17 protein-coding genes are annotated in these 14,586 nt (G+C 47.9%); 8 read left to right on the forward strand and 9 right to left on the reverse strand.

What is annotated here, in order from left to right:
- Positions 1 to 15: 15 nt before the first annotated feature.
- The 3 genes from PPG34_RS17025 to PPG34_RS17035 all read left to right on the forward strand — a co-directional run bounded on the left by PPG34_RS17025 (position 16) and on the right by PPG34_RS17035 (position 2,939).
- Positions 16 to 546 carry a hypothetical protein gene (locus tag PPG34_RS17025; protein ID WP_313834642.1) on the forward strand — a complete coding sequence of 177 codons (531 nt, stop codon included), beginning with the start codon at positions 16 to 18 and terminating at the stop codon, positions 544 to 546.
- Positions 547 to 1,250: 704 nt separating this feature from the next.
- Entirely contained in the window at positions 1,251 to 1,655 is a 405-nt protein-coding gene (locus PPG34_RS17030) for an SET domain-containing protein (RefSeq protein ID WP_313834643.1), read from the forward strand.
- A 276-nt stretch (positions 1,656 to 1,931) separates the two neighbouring features.
- Positions 1,932 to 2,939 carry a hypothetical protein gene (locus tag PPG34_RS17035; RefSeq protein WP_313834644.1) on the forward strand — a complete coding sequence of 336 codons (1,008 nt, stop codon included), beginning with the start codon at positions 1,932 to 1,934 and terminating at the stop codon, positions 2,937 to 2,939.
- A 44-nt stretch (positions 2,940 to 2,983) separates the two neighbouring features.
- Here PPG34_RS17035 and PPG34_RS17040 read toward each other — a convergent pair whose 3' ends face one another.
- Positions 2,984 to 3,451: a YaiI/YqxD family protein gene (locus tag PPG34_RS17040; RefSeq protein WP_313834645.1), complete on the reverse strand. Its 468-nt coding sequence runs from the start codon at positions 3,449 to 3,451 to the stop codon at positions 2,984 to 2,986.
- Positions 3,412 to 3,735, reverse strand: a complete 324-nt coding sequence (locus PPG34_RS17045; RefSeq protein WP_313834646.1) for a hypothetical protein — start codon at positions 3,733 to 3,735, stop codon at positions 3,412 to 3,414. The genes PPG34_RS17040 and PPG34_RS17045 overlap by 40 nt, the downstream gene beginning before the upstream one ends.
- A gap of 371 nt (positions 3,736 to 4,106) precedes the next feature.
- Between PPG34_RS17045 and PPG34_RS17050 the strand changes: the two genes are divergently transcribed.
- A complete protein-coding gene (locus PPG34_RS17050; RefSeq protein ID WP_313834647.1) occupies positions 4,107 to 5,438 on the forward strand; it encodes a tetratricopeptide repeat protein in 1,332 nt (443 codons plus the stop codon).
- A gap of 160 nt (positions 5,439 to 5,598) precedes the next feature.
- The gene (locus PPG34_RS17055) at positions 5,599 to 6,576 is read left to right on the forward strand and encodes a hypothetical protein (protein WP_313834648.1); all 978 of its coding nucleotides are present in this window, start codon (positions 5,599 to 5,601) and stop codon (positions 6,574 to 6,576) included.
- Between the two features lie 196 nt (positions 6,577 to 6,772).
- On the opposite strand, the gene PPG34_RS17060 is transcribed toward PPG34_RS17055, so the two are convergent.
- The gene (locus PPG34_RS17060) at positions 6,773 to 8,404 is read right to left on the reverse strand and encodes a sigma-54-dependent Fis family transcriptional regulator (RefSeq protein WP_313834649.1); all 1,632 of its coding nucleotides are present in this window, start codon (positions 8,402 to 8,404) and stop codon (positions 6,773 to 6,775) included.
- A gap of 227 nt (positions 8,405 to 8,631) precedes the next feature.
- Between PPG34_RS17060 and PPG34_RS17065 the strand changes: the two genes are divergently transcribed.
- From PPG34_RS17065 to PPG34_RS17075, 3 genes are read left to right on the forward strand one after another with little or no spacing between them, the layout of a single operon-like run.
- On the forward strand, positions 8,632 to 9,177 hold the full coding sequence (locus PPG34_RS17065; RefSeq protein ID WP_420888112.1) for a carboxymuconolactone decarboxylase family protein: 546 nt from the start codon (positions 8,632 to 8,634) through the stop codon (positions 9,175 to 9,177).
- 32 nt (positions 9,178 to 9,209) lie between these two features.
- Positions 9,210 to 9,575, forward strand: coding sequence for a SnoaL-like domain-containing protein (locus PPG34_RS17070; RefSeq protein WP_313834651.1), 366 nt, complete (start codon positions 9,210 to 9,212; stop codon positions 9,573 to 9,575).
- Between the two features lie 31 nt (positions 9,576 to 9,606).
- Positions 9,607 to 10,290, forward strand: coding sequence for a cysteine hydrolase family protein (locus PPG34_RS17075; protein ID WP_313834652.1), 684 nt, complete (start codon positions 9,607 to 9,609; stop codon positions 10,288 to 10,290).
- 18 nt (positions 10,291 to 10,308) lie between these two features.
- Here the strand turns inward: PPG34_RS17075 and PPG34_RS17080 are convergent, their stop codons facing one another.
- The 6 genes from PPG34_RS17080 to rfbA are packed head-to-tail and all read right to left on the reverse strand — an operon-like array spanning position 10,309 to position 14,576.
- Entirely contained in the window at positions 10,309 to 10,836 is a 528-nt protein-coding gene (locus PPG34_RS17080; protein ID WP_313834653.1) for a DUF6036 family nucleotidyltransferase, read from the reverse strand.
- A complete protein-coding gene (locus tag PPG34_RS17085; protein ID WP_313834654.1) occupies positions 10,817 to 11,200 on the reverse strand; it encodes a hypothetical protein in 384 nt (127 codons plus the stop codon). Before PPG34_RS17085 ends, PPG34_RS17080 begins: the two co-directional genes overlap by 20 nt.
- 40 nt (positions 11,201 to 11,240) lie before the next feature.
- On the reverse strand, positions 11,241 to 12,260 hold the full coding sequence (gene rfbB / locus PPG34_RS17090; protein WP_313834655.1) for a dTDP-glucose 4,6-dehydratase: 1,020 nt from the start codon (positions 12,258 to 12,260) through the stop codon (positions 11,241 to 11,243).
- Entirely contained in the window at positions 12,227 to 13,135 is a 909-nt protein-coding gene (rfbD, locus tag PPG34_RS17095; RefSeq protein ID WP_313834656.1) for a dTDP-4-dehydrorhamnose reductase, read from the reverse strand. Before rfbD ends, rfbB begins: the two co-directional genes overlap by 34 nt.
- Positions 13,132 to 13,695, reverse strand: a complete 564-nt coding sequence (rfbC, locus tag PPG34_RS17100; RefSeq protein WP_313834657.1) for a dTDP-4-dehydrorhamnose 3,5-epimerase — start codon at positions 13,693 to 13,695, stop codon at positions 13,132 to 13,134. The genes rfbD and rfbC overlap by 4 nt, the downstream gene beginning before the upstream one ends.
- Complete coding sequence (rfbA, locus tag PPG34_RS17105; protein WP_313834658.1) at positions 13,692 to 14,576, reverse strand: glucose-1-phosphate thymidylyltransferase RfbA; 885 nt, start codon at positions 14,574 to 14,576, stop codon at positions 13,692 to 13,694. Before rfbA ends, rfbC begins: the two co-directional genes overlap by 4 nt.
- Positions 14,577 to 14,586 lie beyond the last annotated feature (10 nt).

Raw genomic sequence — 14,586 nt, forward strand, 5'->3', positions numbered from 1 at the left:
AAGAAAGGAGGAACCATGTTGTTCCAACGAGCTTTATTAACAATGGTTTTCTTTATGGTAGGTAGTACCTTGGCCCTGGCTGACAGTTCACAACTAATGAAGGACCAAGCGACAGGTGTTCAATCCGATCAGAAGAAGTTGGAAAGGCTTGAATCGAAAATTCAGGCACTAGAGTCACGAATTAACCAATACTTACCCAAGTCCTCCACAGAAGTCGACCTGGGCAGCAACCCGTATGATTCAGATGTGGTCAAAAGAATGGTGGGGTGGTCCTCTCAGGATCACCTGACCAAAGCGAGGGAACACCAAGAGCAAATCGATAGTTTGGATAACAAAATTCAAAATCTCAATGATCGGATTGAGCGATTTAACAAAAAGCCGTACCTGGATACGAAAGGGTTTAAGCGAGACAACTTGAAACGGTTAAAGGGAAATCTGGTTCAAGATCTTCGCGAAGCAACAGTGAAGACCGCTTGGCATCAGGAACAAGCCGAAAAGGTCATGTTTTCTGAATCCGCTCATCACAACCCGCAACAAAACTCTTAGTTGCGCTCAATCCTTCCACGCTGAAAGGGAACCGTCTTTTCCTCAAAGACGGCTCCCTTTCAAATATCTATCATCGCTGACACTACCAATACCAAACTAGTTCACCCCAGCTCGACTGTACAAAGCTTAACTTTAAACTTTACTAGGGATATTAACCAGGACAGTAGAGTTCAGAGAACTTCTCGGGACCAGGAGCGTGGACCATGAAGAATTCATAAAACATTGAACATTTTAGGGGGTTAGAACAGCTATATGGTTGAACCAAAATGGAAATCCTAGGTGTATCAATCAGGATGGCTATAAGGGCTCACAGCCTTCAAAATTTGGGCCACCACCTCCCCCAACTCCCTCCAAAAATGTGTGCGCCAAGTCCAAGTTTTTCCTCTTGCTAAATTCAAAGGTTTGTATTAATTTCCTGCCCGCAAAATCGGTGTAGGACTTTGAAATCGTTCCAATGCACCCGTCTCAGGGTAGAATAAATAAGTCGTCGGGACAAGGGGATGTCGGTCATTCTATATAGGCTCTCATTGTTGAGAAACTCCTAGCTTCCAAGACGACCATTTGTCTCATAATACACAGCGCTACGGCTGAACCGTAGTCTACATTCACCCCGGATTGATTCACGACATCGAATCAACTCAGAGGAGTTAGAATGATCACAACTTGCGCTCTGGTATTTCCAAGAGCAGAAAATGGAACTAGCCATGTTGCTTGTTCGCACTATCATTCTTCCCAGCTCCATTCATGGCATTGGTCTCTTTGCTGACCAATTCATCCCTGCCCAAACCGTCATTTGGCATTTCGATCCAAAATTCGATGTGGGCTACACCGATCAAGAATTTCAGAACCTTTCGCCAGCCGCTCAACTCCACACCAGAAAATACTCCTACTTTTCCGCGGAAATGAATCTATGGATTCTCTGTGGGGATGATGCTCGATTCATGAATCACTCGGATCATCCCAACACGTTTGAAGAACCAGGGATTCGCACCATTGCCTTACACGACATTCACCCCGGAGAAGAACTGTTGTGCGACTACAATCAATTTGATGCACGGTCCTTTTCCGAAGACGACTTCACGCCGGAAAAAAGCCTCGCGACCACATAGCACCTAAACGGCAAGCAAGGGCCTATCCTTTGGCGAAGACAGGCCCTTGTGGGAACACCACATCCATGTTAGATTGATAGTCAATCGTGTAAGCACTCCTGAAATCGGGGGCAACAATCCCCAGGCAGACATGGAGTCAATCACGATCTTTTTTTTGTCCAAACGTCACCATCCCGCATCTGCCAAGCATTCCACTACAGCGTTACGGCGTATGGCTTGCCTGATCATTGCGACAAGGTCGTCAGGATATTTCTATCATTTTAGTGAGGTATGTTCTTGTTTCACACATCGTGGTTCACCATTCGTACCTTTCTTCGGGATGCCGGAGGAAGTCTCTATCACATTTTTATCGTGGCGCTCAGCGCGGGCATCGCGCTCTTACTACCATTAGGCGCCAAACAATTCTTGACGTTCTGGTCACACGTGGAGCATGACAAATTTTCCATCATTTGCATGGAAATGACCGTGGCCGTCCTGCTCATCGCGGTCCTGAGCTATATCCATCGCAGCATCCGAGACCGCTCGATGGCTGCCGTGGCCACTGGGGCCGGGCTCGTGTCATTTTTTCCTAAACGCACGCCAGCGGCGCAGCATCACATTAAACAACTCAAAGAAGAACAAGGCACGGGCCGTACTATTATGGTCATTGGATCAAGCGGCTACAGCACCTTCGTCGATCAAGTGGGCGATCTCTCGTCCGTCCTCGATAAATGTTTAGGAGCGAAAATTCTCTTGGTGAACCCCAATGGGCAGGAAGCCAGTGCGCGAATCCAAGCCATGGGTCATCCCCAGCACACCTTGGCGACATTTCGTGAAGAAATCCGTCAGAGTATTGACCTGCTGAAACGGCTCAAGGCCATGGGAAAGGCTGTCAAACTTAAGTTGTATGCCGATCCGCCCCTGATCAAAATGGTCATCCTCGGAGATTACCTCTGGCTCCAGCACTACCATGCCGACCTGGATATCCAGGATATGCCCGAATATGTCATGCGGCATAATCGCAAAGATCATGGACTGTATACGCTCTACGCCCATTACTTTGAAAATCGCTGGGAGAGTACGGAAATTCCAGAATACGACCTGGAAACGGACGAGTTAGTCTATCGAAGCCGTGGAGGAAAAGAGATCCGTCGAGAACAGTTTGAAAGTCAGGCAGCGGCAGAAGAATCCAGGGCAACGGGAAAGTTGCTTCACATTAACCCTGACCCGCCACGACTGACGGCTTCCGCATCGCTCATGAACCCGCTCTGCAAGGCTAGCGAGAGCAGCGAGTCGCAGGGATAATCTATCGACACCCAGCAAGGGTTTGAGCAAAGGAGAAGCCGGAACTACTCTGCTTTTTGGTTCAGCTTGGCGAGATTCAGTAAGTAGTGATCGAGGTGTTTGGCAAATAACTGACGGTCCCGCTGTGTCATCGCGGATGGACCACCCGTCTCAACTCCACTGGCCCTGAGAGTTTCCATGAAATCCCTCATCGTTAGCCGGGCTTGAATGGTATCAGCAGAATGCAGCTCACCGCGTGGATCCAATGCATGTCCACCCTTTGCAATCACTTCCGCAGCAAGCGGAATATCACCGGTAATCACCAAGTCCCCGACCTCCATTCTTCGGAGGATTTCAGAATCAGCCACATCAAATCCATCGACAACCTGGAGCGCAGATATATAGGGAGAAGGAGGAGTATAGAGAAGCCGATTCGCCACAAGCGTGACCATTACACTTGTCCTCTCCGCGGCCCGAAATAAAATTTCCTTAATCACCTTTGGACAGGCATCGGCATCAACCCAAATCGCCATTGGATAACTTTCGTTTTTGCAGAGTGCCCAGACATTGAAGAAAGAGTCATATGCACTCTTACATGAAAACCAAAATAAAAACCGTTGATTTTCATTCCGTCAGGCATGGTGGACTTTGCCGAAACAAAGCCCACCATATTTTTGAAAGGATAAAGCTTAGATATATTAACCCTTCTTCTTTTTCGCCTGTTGGCTAGCCTTCTGCTTTTGACTTTTCTCCTTATCCTTTTTTCCGCCCTTGTCTCCCATAGTATCCCTCCTTTCTCAAAAAGATTGACCGTCATGCAAGAGGAGTTTCTTGACTCCAAACCCCGATTACGTGAGCAAAAGATTTTCTTGTGCGCTAAAACACATCAGGAGAATTTTCAAGAAAACAATCCAGAGCATGCGCTGAGTGATCAACTATTGCAAGGGGAAGTTCCTGCTAGTGGAACAAGAAGATTTCTCATTCAATGTACGCCTTTGAGGAAAACTTATTGACCTCTCTCCAATAGTAAAAATTTGCCGCAAAAAGCATACTTTTGGAAGCCACAGATTCTCCTCAAAAAATTTTCCTCAGTCTAACAGGTCGATCAGGGGGGGGAAGGAACCTGCCCCTCCTTCACGGAAATATACTCAACCCACAGCGCCCATTTTTGCTTGCACAATTAGATCTATGGCGGTAGCGTACCGCCTAAATATTCTTCGCGCACATCAATCCAGGGAGGGTGTGACGATGTCGGCGGAATATCCCAAAAAATATTGGTGGCTTATCCTCATCGTCGTCCCATTGGCCATCGCGGTGATTGGCATCCTACCGCAATTCACGGGTAAGGACGAAGCCGATTCCATCACTATTTCCAATACAGAATTTTCCGGGGATCTCCACTTCAACACTACGGATGTCATTATCAAGGAGTTTACCCAAATAACAGGGCAATCCTTGAACGACCATCACCTGCTGACCTTAATCAAGAAAGGTGTAAATCTGGTGAGGGGGAAAGAATACGAAGCCGCGCTCCCTCTCTTTCAAGAAATCACCAAGCAAGTGGATTTACCCTCCGTGCAAAACAATCTGGGCACGCTGTATGCCTCAACCGGACAGTACACCGAGGCACGAAAATCCTATCAGCGAGCGATTGCCCAAGCGCCGACCGATCCTCACGTGCAATATAACCTGGGACTCTTGAAGTATCGTGATGGAGAGGTGGAATCAGCCAAATCACACCTCATGGAAGCCTCAAACATTGGGGCGGCCAAGGATATCGTCAGGAAAATAGAGGGCCAAAAAAAAGAGGGAACGCGGGAAAACGAGCCGAACAATGTGTTTAAGCAGGCGAGCAACATGACCCCTGGACGAACCATAGAAGGCGCGCTCACTGAGCCTTCCGATGCCGATTATTTTGTATTCGAAACTCCTCCCACCCATCGCGATATGCTGGAAATTCAGTTACAGAATCACACGGACGGATATCGCCCTTACCTGGCGATTTATAATGGTCAAAAAAATGAATTTTGGCATCAAGGCGCGGAGAACTCAGGCCAAGACTTATCGTACCGATTTCCTGCGATTCCTAGCGGTAAATATTATGTCTACGTAGGACAATGGAGTAATACGGCGGGGCAGTATGCCTTGCGGGTAAGTGCTTTACAAAAATTCGATGGATTTGAACCCAATGAAGACCTTCAAACAGCCGCGCCGCTCTCCATGGGAAAAGAAGCCGAAGCCAATATCATGGATTCCGGAGACCATGACTATTTTCATTTTAAGACATCCTCCAACTTCGAAAAAATCACCCTTACCCTTCGCAATCAATCCAGCACGCTCCGGCCCTACCTGGTGCTATATAATGGGGTCAAAAAAGAACTGTGGCATGCCGGCGCCGATAACGCCGGTCAGGATCTTCGCTATGAATTTCAACCGGCGCCCAATGAATCATACTATGTGTATGTGGGGCAATGGAGCGGCACACAAGGTCTCTACCGCCTTGCTGTTCAATATCAGTAATGCTTCATAAACATTTGAGAGATTTAAGAAAGTTTCAAACGGCTAAGAAATTTTAATCAAGTCTGACCCTATTTCTTAATTGGCCTCGTTTTACCGCCCTGCTTCGGCAGCGGCTGAACTCGAGCGTTAGGCAATTCATCAAAACAAAGAAGTATATTTAATGAAGCAAGAGTTTACAATTGACATATCAGAGGGAGCTAAAAGCGCATTAGAGGCTTTGCAGATTCTGACTGATCTTGATCCCAACGAAGGCTTCCACGCATCCAATGATCTTAGGCCGCCTTTAGGAATATATAATACTTCAATATCAAGGATATGTGACAAGCTTACTAAATGTTGCATTAAACTTGAGGCGTACTTCAAATCCTCAATAAAAGTCGATGATTTAAGACGAAAGGATGAACTTCGAGAAGAAGTTATTGATTATTTAGAATTGGCGCTGTATGCAGCAGCAGAGCATGTTGATGATGTGGCTCTTATTGCAAAAGGCTTTTTTCCTGATAAGAAAAAGTATAAGTCATCAAAACCTGCTAGGCAGTTAGAAAACACAGTAAAAAAACATAAGGGTTTGATCTCGGCCAGCATAAATGCAATTAAGCATCACCAAGCACGCCTCCGACTTTATTCTCTAGAAATACTGCATGGAGATACCCCTCATTGTTTGCATGGCTACTTTATTGAAGGTGTTCATGATGGAGTAGTCGGGCCAAATAAAATTTTTCATGACAATCAGCGTCAAGTTTTTTCTATTACCTCGTTAATGTGGGAAATACTATGTTTTGTTCTTAATGCATCTCGGCAATTGAAAACATTTTTGGAAGTAGTCACTACTTCTAAGCCAAATGAAAGCCTAAAATGCAATGGTGTTTTCACAAAGGCTGTGATTGCAGCAGCTAGGCTTCCACTTTACTCTTTTGATGAGATCCATCCATTTTCTGAAACAAGAGTTATTGTTATGTGCTCGGACGGTAAAAATAGCCTCCTAGATTCAAGGATTTATGGTTCAATCACCAATAAATGGACCTCTTCAGACAAAATGGCATTTTTTCAAAATTCGTGCGGCTATGCTGGTGATGGAGTAACTAAGTCATTTCGTATGGTAAAACCAATTGCTGTAAGGCTTCAGCATTGGACATAGTCATGCTTAACAAAGCAAATGCACTCGGACCGCATAAACATAAACCGGCGTTAGGGAGCATGAAGTTTATGTGGAAATTTTCCAGGTTAGCGTGAATTGTTATTGTCAACAAGAAAAATGGATAAGATTTATTTTCAACGCAAAATCAGAGGACAAGCCCTGCAATAATACATTTCCATCAGTCTTTTTTTGTCTTTCAATTCGGCTTTTCCAACCCCATCTTTTGCATGCGGGAAACTAAGGTTGTAGGTTTGATGCGGAGTAAGGTTGCGGCGCCGTCATCGCCGTAGACTTTCCAGTTGACCTTCTCCAGCGCCTTTCTCAAATTCTCGCGTTCGAAATCACGCATTTCGTCTTCGGTCATGATTTCAGCCTGACCGGGGCTGACGGATTTTTTCCTTCCTAGTAATGAAGAACGTACCGAATCCGACACAGTAGGCAAGCCAAACTGGAGGGTGCTGCAGCGCGAGGTAATCACGGCCCGTTCGATCACGTTTTGCAACTCACGAATATTCCCAGGCCAATCGTATTTTTGCAGTTCGATGACATGCGCCTGCGTCAGTCTTGGTGGATTGGAACAATTCATTTTCTTCGAGGTAAGTTCTAAAAAGTTAGTAGCCAAAAGAGGAATGTCTTCTTTGCGTTCGCGTAAAGGGGCGACTTCCAATGGAAACACATTCAATCGATAATACAGATCCTGTCGAAATCGACCGGCTTCAACTTCTTTTTTGAGATCACGATTTGTCGCGGCGACGACGCGCACATCAGCTTTCCTCGTTCGTTCATCGCCAACGCGTTCGTATTCGTTTTCTTGAAGGACACGCAACAGTTTACTTTGCAACTCAAGTGGAATCTCGCCCACTTCATCCAAAAACAACGTGCCCCCATCCGCCACTTCAAACCGCCCAGCACGATCTCTAAGCGCTCCGGTGAACGAGCCTTTGACATGGCCGAAGAATTCGCTTTCATAAAGCTCCCGCGGAATCGAGGCACAGTTGACTTTCACGAGGGGCTTGTCCTTGCGCAGGCTACGTCCATGAATTTCTCGGGCCACGAGTTCTTTCCCCGTTCCGGATTCTCCGAGAATCAACACGCTGGCATCGGTAGGCGCGACGAGTTCGATTTGACGCAGCACGGCACGCAACGCCGGGCTTTGCCCCACGATGTCGCCAAACGCCTGCGCCTCTAACACCTCTTCCCGCAAAAACGTATTTTCTAATTTGAGTTGTTCTTGCAACCGCTCGATTTCATCGAACGCATTCGCATTGACGATAGCCACGGCCACATGATCGGCAATCATTCGCAACCACCCCGGTGCATCTTCCGCGATGGGCGCACGTGTAAAAACTCCCAACACCCCCAAGATCTCTCCTTGATACATAATGGGTTGGCCGTGAAACCCATGAATGCTTTCTTGCTTGGCCCAATCCTGCCTGGCGATCCAGGTCGTGTCATCGTCCACTTCATTGATAATGACCGGTTCTCCCGTTTTTCCAATGCGGCCAACCTTACACGCGCCAATGGGAAACCGACGAAAATTCCCATTCAATCGATTCCATTCTTCATTGGGATTCACCACCGAGTTGCCGGCACTCGCCACTAAGTGCAAACAGGTCGTTTGATCGGCACAGTCTTCCCGCATGCGACAGGTTCCACAAATATCACCCGGTCGCTTGAGCCAAACACGCACCAGGGCCACATCGTCCCGCGACGCCATGCGCGTCACGATGAGTTGTAAGAGATCGTCAAGCGATCGCTGCTGCGCAATATCCAACACCAAACATTTAAAGGATGCGAATTCCGTCGGACAGATTTTCTCGGGTTTCATATTCTTTTCTCCAATATCGCTGCGGGCGTATCCAATAGTTCCTTCCACGAAGTTTCGTGGATTATACCTGACACCTCATCAACAACGGAAATTCGTTCTGTTCCCATGACGCATAAAACGTAAAAAGTATAAATATTTCAATATGTTTCGATCAAAATTTCTCTGGCACGCGAATTGGAATAGAAAGCACACAACGATAAAAATTTCCATCAAAAGGAGAAATCATGATGAGTAGATTGCCAACCATTCAACCCGAGCTCGCCACCGGCCAGACCAAACAGTTGCTGCAAGGAGTACAGAAAAAACTGGGCTTCGCGCCCAACGTTATGCGGACCATGGCAAACTCGCCAGCCGTCCTCCAAGCCTATCTCAATTTTTCTCAAGCGCTTGGCAAAGGTGACCTTTCCCCAAAGCTTCGCGAGCAAATAGCGTTGGTCGTGGCACAAGACAATCAATGCGAATACTGCCTCGCCGCCCACTCCGCCATTGGACGTACCGTAGGCTTGAGCGAAGAAGCCATTCGGGATAGCCGCAAGGGAGAGTCACCGGATACGAAGGACGCCGCCATTTTAGAATTTGCAAGTGCGCTGGTCGTGAATCGCGGGTGGGTTACTGATGCGGAACTTTGCACCCTTCGGAAAGCCGGTGTGACCGATGCGGAGATCGCCGAAATTATCGCGAATGTCGCGCTAACCATCTTCACCAATTATTTCAACCACGTGGCCCAAACCAAAATCGACTTCCCTGAAGTCGAAGAACTCGCGGTCGCGTAATCCTTTCACCCAACATAAGGAGAACACATACCATGAGTACTTACACTACAGTGAACCTTGAAAGCAGACTCGAAGAATTATTTTCGTACATTCGTGAAGGCCGCATACTCGATGCCATGAATGACTTTTATACAGATGATGTGGTGATGCAGGAAAACACCCAAACACCAACGGTTGGACGTGCGGCCAATCTTGAACGCGAAAAACAATTTCTGAGCACGGTCAAGGAATGGAAAGGCTTCGACGTGACAGCCAAAGCCATCGGCGACAATGTCACCTTTTATGAAACCGTCATGGATTGGGTAGCGACTGATGGAACGCCGGTTCATGTGGAGCAAGTGGTGGTTGCCAAGTGGAAAGACGGTCGGATTGTGCACGAACGGTTTTATCACAATTAAATCATTCAACCAGTAATAAAGGAGAAACATCATGGCACTCCCAAATCCAGGAATGGAGATTGTTCCAGAGCAAACAGCCCTAGTGATCACCGACCCACAGAATGATTTTTTAAACCCCAGTGGAGCAGCCTGGAGCGTGGTCGGCGAAAGCGTGACTGAAAATAACACCGTTGACCATCTTGATGCTCTCTTTCGAACAGCCAAGGAAACCAACATCCAAGTATTCATTTCGCCGCACTACTATTATCCATCAGACCACGGATGGAAGTTTGAAGGAACATTGGAAGCAGTCATGCACAGCATCAGCATGTTCGATCGTATCGATCCGTTAAATTTGGATGATTTTGAAGATTCTGGTGCCGATTGGCTAGACCGATTTAAACCGTACATTGAAGACGGACAGACCATTGTGGTGAGCCCCCACAAAATCTACGGTCCCGAGACAAACGATCTTGTCCTGCAACTCCGAAAACGGAAATTCAGCAAGGTTATTCTCGCTGGAATGTCATCAAATCTCTGTGTGGAATCACACATGCGAGAGTTTCTTGAGCAAGGTTTTGAAGTGGCCATCGTCAAGGACGCCACCGCTGGAGCGAAAGTTCCTGAAGGAAACGGCTATGAGAGTGCTTTGGTTAACTATCGAATGATGGCTAATACGGTACTGACCACGGAAGAAGTCATTCGCCAGTTACGCGAGACGACCGTTTCAGTTTAATACAAACACTAGCGAAACTTAAGGTTTGGTCTCTAATCGTTGGCAGAAGACCTTGATAGTTTTATTGAACAAGAATAGCGCCGTATCTTTTGGGGAGGCAGCAATAGCCGACTCGGCGGCTTTCTGGATATCTGAGCTTGAAAGGGAAAACTTCTTTACCACGTACTCAGCATCCTCCAGATCGATCTCTGTTCCGCACCGAAGTTTGGCAATCACAAAGTCTGTGGGTGCAAGAAGACGCAGGGTTAGTCCTGAATCTTGGCAAAAGGTTGTTGTCCGATCTCGATAACCAGGTGGCATGGCGACAACAGACCATCCTGACATGTTTTCCCCGAGGTCAGCTGGCACTTGTCGCTTTTGAAGAAATTCGACAAGTTCATTTAATTGCCCAACGAGTTCCCCATCGACATTCATCGTCACTCGATCCGTCAATCCATAGGCTTGGAGTGCAAGTTCACCGACGAGAATGAGATCAACACTCGTACCAGTTTGCCGAACGTACTGGGTTAATTCTTGAATAATCTTGTCAATATTGAGTGGTAACAAATCGAAGGGCCTCGGCGAAGGTTCGATATTCTCGAAAATCTATGGGGCCAGGATCATGGGGAAGGGACTCTCGCGAGAGAATGGCATTCAGTACGCTTCGATACGAGGTATACCAACGACAGGCCTTGGTATACGCTTCTCGCACCTCTGGAAGATGTTGCCAGGAAGGAACATCAAGACGCTCATTGACCAAAATTTCGAGCCATAATAATCGGAGAGCCCGAGGCATTCGAAGCGCGTCTTCAATCGAATCCACCCCTGCATAGGCTGGAAGAAGTTTCAATTTGGTAGCGGAGACACTCGTCGGTTTATTCAACATTGGCAAAGTGCATGGAATCGAAAACAGCAAAGCAAGCGGACTCACTCATAACACATTCGAAGTCAGAAAGTTTTTAGAGTCAAATTCATTCGTTTCTCTCCCAATACCATTCCACGGTTTTTCGGATGCCATCCTCGAAACTGTGGGCCGGTTGCCAACCGAGTTCGGTTTGGATTTTTCGCGAATCAATGGCGTATCGCCAATCATGACCTGGCCGGTCTTTGACGAAACTGATTAATGACAAAATCTTGTCGGGGGTCTCACCAGTGACCTTGGCCACAGTTCGACATAACAACGTGGCAATATCGAGGTTGCTCCAATGGTTCGAGCCGCCAATATTGTAAGTCTCGCCAATTCTTCCCTTCTCAATCACCTTCCAAATCCCGACACAGTGATCTTCCACATAGAGCCAGTCCCGAAAATTCGAACCATCACCATACACCGGTATTGGCTGCCCTTTTAGACAGGCGCGAATAACCGTAGGCATAAACTTCTCCGAATGTTGGTACGGCCCATAATTGTTTGAACAATTGGTCGTGGTGGTTGGCAATAGATATGTATGCTGATACGCCCGTACAAAATGGTCCGCAGCGGCCTTACTCGCAGAATAGGGAGAGTTGGGCGCATATGACGTGGTTTCCGTAAACGGGGGATCACCAGGCCCTAGCGTCCCATACACTTCGTCGGTGGAAATATGATGGAAGCGGCATCGCGCCTCATCCCAATGTTGATGCTCTAACCAGTATTTTCGCGCTTCTTCTAATAAGGTAAAGGTGCCTTGCACGTTCGTACGAATAAAGGCCTCGGGGCCAGCGATGGAACGGTCGACATGAGACTCCGCAGCGAAATGTACGATTGTGTCAATCGCATGCTCCTGCAACAGACAACTGACCAAGTCATGGTCACAGATATCGCCATGCACAAACGTGTGTCGATTGGGATCTGGCAGATTGACAAGATTCTCCTCCGAGCCGGCATAGGTCAACGCATCAAGATTCACGACCTTCACGGCGTTGTTGACGTAAAGCACATAACGAACGAAGTTGGAGCCGATGAATCCGGCCCCACCTGTCACGAGGATGGTACGCGGAGTAAATCCGGACATGCCATAAGCTCCTTAATACAGTAATGCACACGATCTTCCCATGGCAGCGCCTGGATACCAAACACGCGCTGAATTTTGCTGGAGTCGAGCACAGAATATGCTGGTCGCTTGACCACGGCAGGATAATCATCCGACATGATCGGCACAATGGGCTTGTTTGAAAATGACGATACCTGTTTCGCCTGCTCCACCGCTGCCTTTGCAAAACCATACCATGTCGTATGGCCACCGCCACACAGATGATACGTCCCCCACGGTTCATGATGGCCATCCAAAATCGCCTTCGTCACAATCACGATCGCAGACGCAAGATCTCTTGCCCACGTGGGAGACCCGGTTTGATCCTGAACAATTCGCAACTCTTCCCCATTCATAGCCTTGCGGAGAACGGTCTTTAAAAAGTTTCGCCCCCAAACGCTATAGAGCCAGGCGGTTCGAAGAATAATGTGTTTGGGCTGATGGTGTCGAACACATTCCTCCCCTTCCCATTTACTTCGCCCATACACACCAAGGGGAGATACCGGATCATCTTCACGATAAGGCCGACGGCTCTTCCCATCAAACACATAATCGGTGGAAACATGAACCAGAGGGATATCGAGACGATGGCTTTCCTTAGTCAAGGTTTGAACGCCATCGCGGTTCACGGAAAATGCCACATCCGGGTTCGATTCGGCTTGGTCAACATCGGTATACCCGGCAGCGTTGATAACGAAAGATGGCGTTTGATGAAGGAGAGCATTTCTCACGGTGTCGGGGTTACACAAGTCCATGACGGGACGACCGACACCCACGACATCGATTCCAGCTGCACTGAAGCTCTCCCGTAACTCCTGGGCGAGCATGCCCTGCTTTCCGACGACAAGAATTTTCACGGGGAGAGATCGAACAAGGGAAGAGTGGTTTTGGAAACATCCTTCAGATTGGGCAATAATCGGTCCTTTTCCGAAACTGTGGGTGCCGAGATGGGCCAGGTAATCTTCAGCATTTCATCATCCCACCGAATGCCATATTCATCGTTGGGTTCGTAAAAGTCGGTACAGAGATACTGCACATCGGCGATTTCAGAAATCACACCATAGCCGTGAGCAAACCCAGGAGGAATGTACAGTTGCACATGATTGACATCCGACAACTCCTCACCGACCCACTGACCAAACGTTGGTGATCCTACCCGGATATCCACCACGACATCGAAAATTTCCCCTCTGGTGACCCAGACCAATTTTCCTTGCGGATGCTTCAGCTGATAGTGCAATCCTCGAATGACATCTCGTTGAGATTGCGCGAAATTGGATTGCACAAACGGACCGGAGATATCGGCTTTTTGATAGCGGTTCGCCTGCCAGGTTTCGAAAAACAGACCTCGGCTATCACCAAACACCTGTGGTTCGATTCGCAGCACTCCCGGCAATCTCGTTTCCACAATTTTCATGAAGGTTTGACGCCCCTGGGATTGAGCACTCTCAGCACATACTCCCCATAACTTGTCCCGGCCATGTCATCCGCTAATCGATTCAGCTGCTCGGCATCAATATAGCCCATGCGATAAGCCACCTCTTCCACACAACCAATCTTTAATCCCTGACGGCGTTCCATCACTTCGATGAAATTCGCCGCATCAAGCAACGACTCCGATGTCCCCATATCCAGCCACGCGACACCGCGTCCCCAGAGTCTTACCCGCAAGGCACCTTGCTTTAAATACGTCTTATTGACATCCGTAATTTCCAACTCCCCGCGCGCCGAGGGTTGTAATTGGGAAGCGATATCCACCACTTGATTATCATAAAAGTACAATCCGGTGACGGCATAATGAGACTTAGGATCCTTTGGCTTTTCCTCCAATCCGATCGCTCGGCCTTTGGCATCTACCTCAACGATCCCATAGCGTTCAGGATCTTTGACCAAGTACCCAAACACCGTAGCCCCTTTTGTTTCCTGTGCTTCCTGCTGAAGGATCGATGAGAGGCCATGCCCATAGAAAATATTATCGCCCAAAATAAGCGAAACACCATCCTGCCCAATGAACCCTTTCCCAATGATGAAGGCTTGAGCAAGCCCACCGGGGTGAGGCTGCTCAGCATAAGCGAACTGCACCCCCCATTGCCGACCATCTTTTAACAACTGACGAAACAGCGGCAAATGCTCTGGGGTTCCAATTATTAAGATGTCGCGAATCCCAGCCAGCATCAACGTCGACAGCGGATAATAGATCATCGGCTTGTCGTACACCGGCAAGATCTGCTTACTGATGGCGCTTGTGAGTGGATACAGGCGACTGCCCGTGCCCCCCGCGAGGATAATTCCCTTCATGGATGTTTCC

Source organism: Candidatus Nitronereus thalassa (genome assembly GCF_032191465.1).
Taxonomy (GTDB): Bacteria; Nitrospirota; Nitrospiria; order Nitrospirales; family UBA8639; genus Nitronereus; species Nitronereus thalassa.

Excerpts from the sequence above, each read along its gene's own strand:
- PPG34_RS17065 (WP_420888112.1), top strand. The coding sequence starts at position 8,632 with ATGAGTAGATTGCCAACCATTCAACCCGAGCTCGCCACCGGCCAGACC.
- PPG34_RS17030 (WP_313834643.1), top strand. The coding sequence starts at position 1,251 with ATGTTGCTTGTTCGCACTATCATTCTTCCCAGCTCCATTCATGGCATT.
- rfbB (WP_313834655.1), bottom strand. The coding sequence starts at position 12,260 with ATGTCCGGATTTACTCCGCGTACCATCCTCGTGACAGGTGGGGCCGGA.
- PPG34_RS17045 (WP_313834646.1), bottom strand. The coding sequence starts at position 3,735 with ATGACGGTCAATCTTTTTGAGAAAGGAGGGATACTATGGGAGACAAGG.
- rfbC (WP_313834657.1), bottom strand. The coding sequence starts at position 13,695 with ATGAAAATTGTGGAAACGAGATTGCCGGGAGTGCTGCGAATCGAACCA.
- PPG34_RS17070 (WP_313834651.1), top strand. The coding sequence starts at position 9,210 with ATGAGTACTTACACTACAGTGAACCTTGAAAGCAGACTCGAAGAATTA.
- PPG34_RS17055 (WP_313834648.1), top strand. The coding sequence starts at position 5,599 with ATGAAGCAAGAGTTTACAATTGACATATCAGAGGGAGCTAAAAGCGCA.
- PPG34_RS17040 (WP_313834645.1), bottom strand. The coding sequence starts at position 3,451 with ATGGCGATTTGGGTTGATGCCGATGCCTGTCCAAAGGTGATTAAGGAA.
- PPG34_RS17050 (WP_313834647.1), top strand. The coding sequence starts at position 4,107 with ATGGCGGTAGCGTACCGCCTAAATATTCTTCGCGCACATCAATCCAGG.
- PPG34_RS17075 (WP_313834652.1), top strand. The coding sequence starts at position 9,607 with ATGGCACTCCCAAATCCAGGAATGGAGATTGTTCCAGAGCAAACAGCC.
- PPG34_RS17060 (WP_313834649.1), bottom strand. The coding sequence starts at position 8,404 with ATGAAACCCGAGAAAATCTGTCCGACGGAATTCGCATCCTTTAAATGT.
- rfbA (WP_313834658.1), bottom strand. The coding sequence starts at position 14,576 with ATGAAGGGAATTATCCTCGCGGGGGGCACGGGCAGTCGCCTGTATCCA.
- PPG34_RS17025 (WP_313834642.1), top strand. The coding sequence starts at position 16 with ATGTTGTTCCAACGAGCTTTATTAACAATGGTTTTCTTTATGGTAGGT.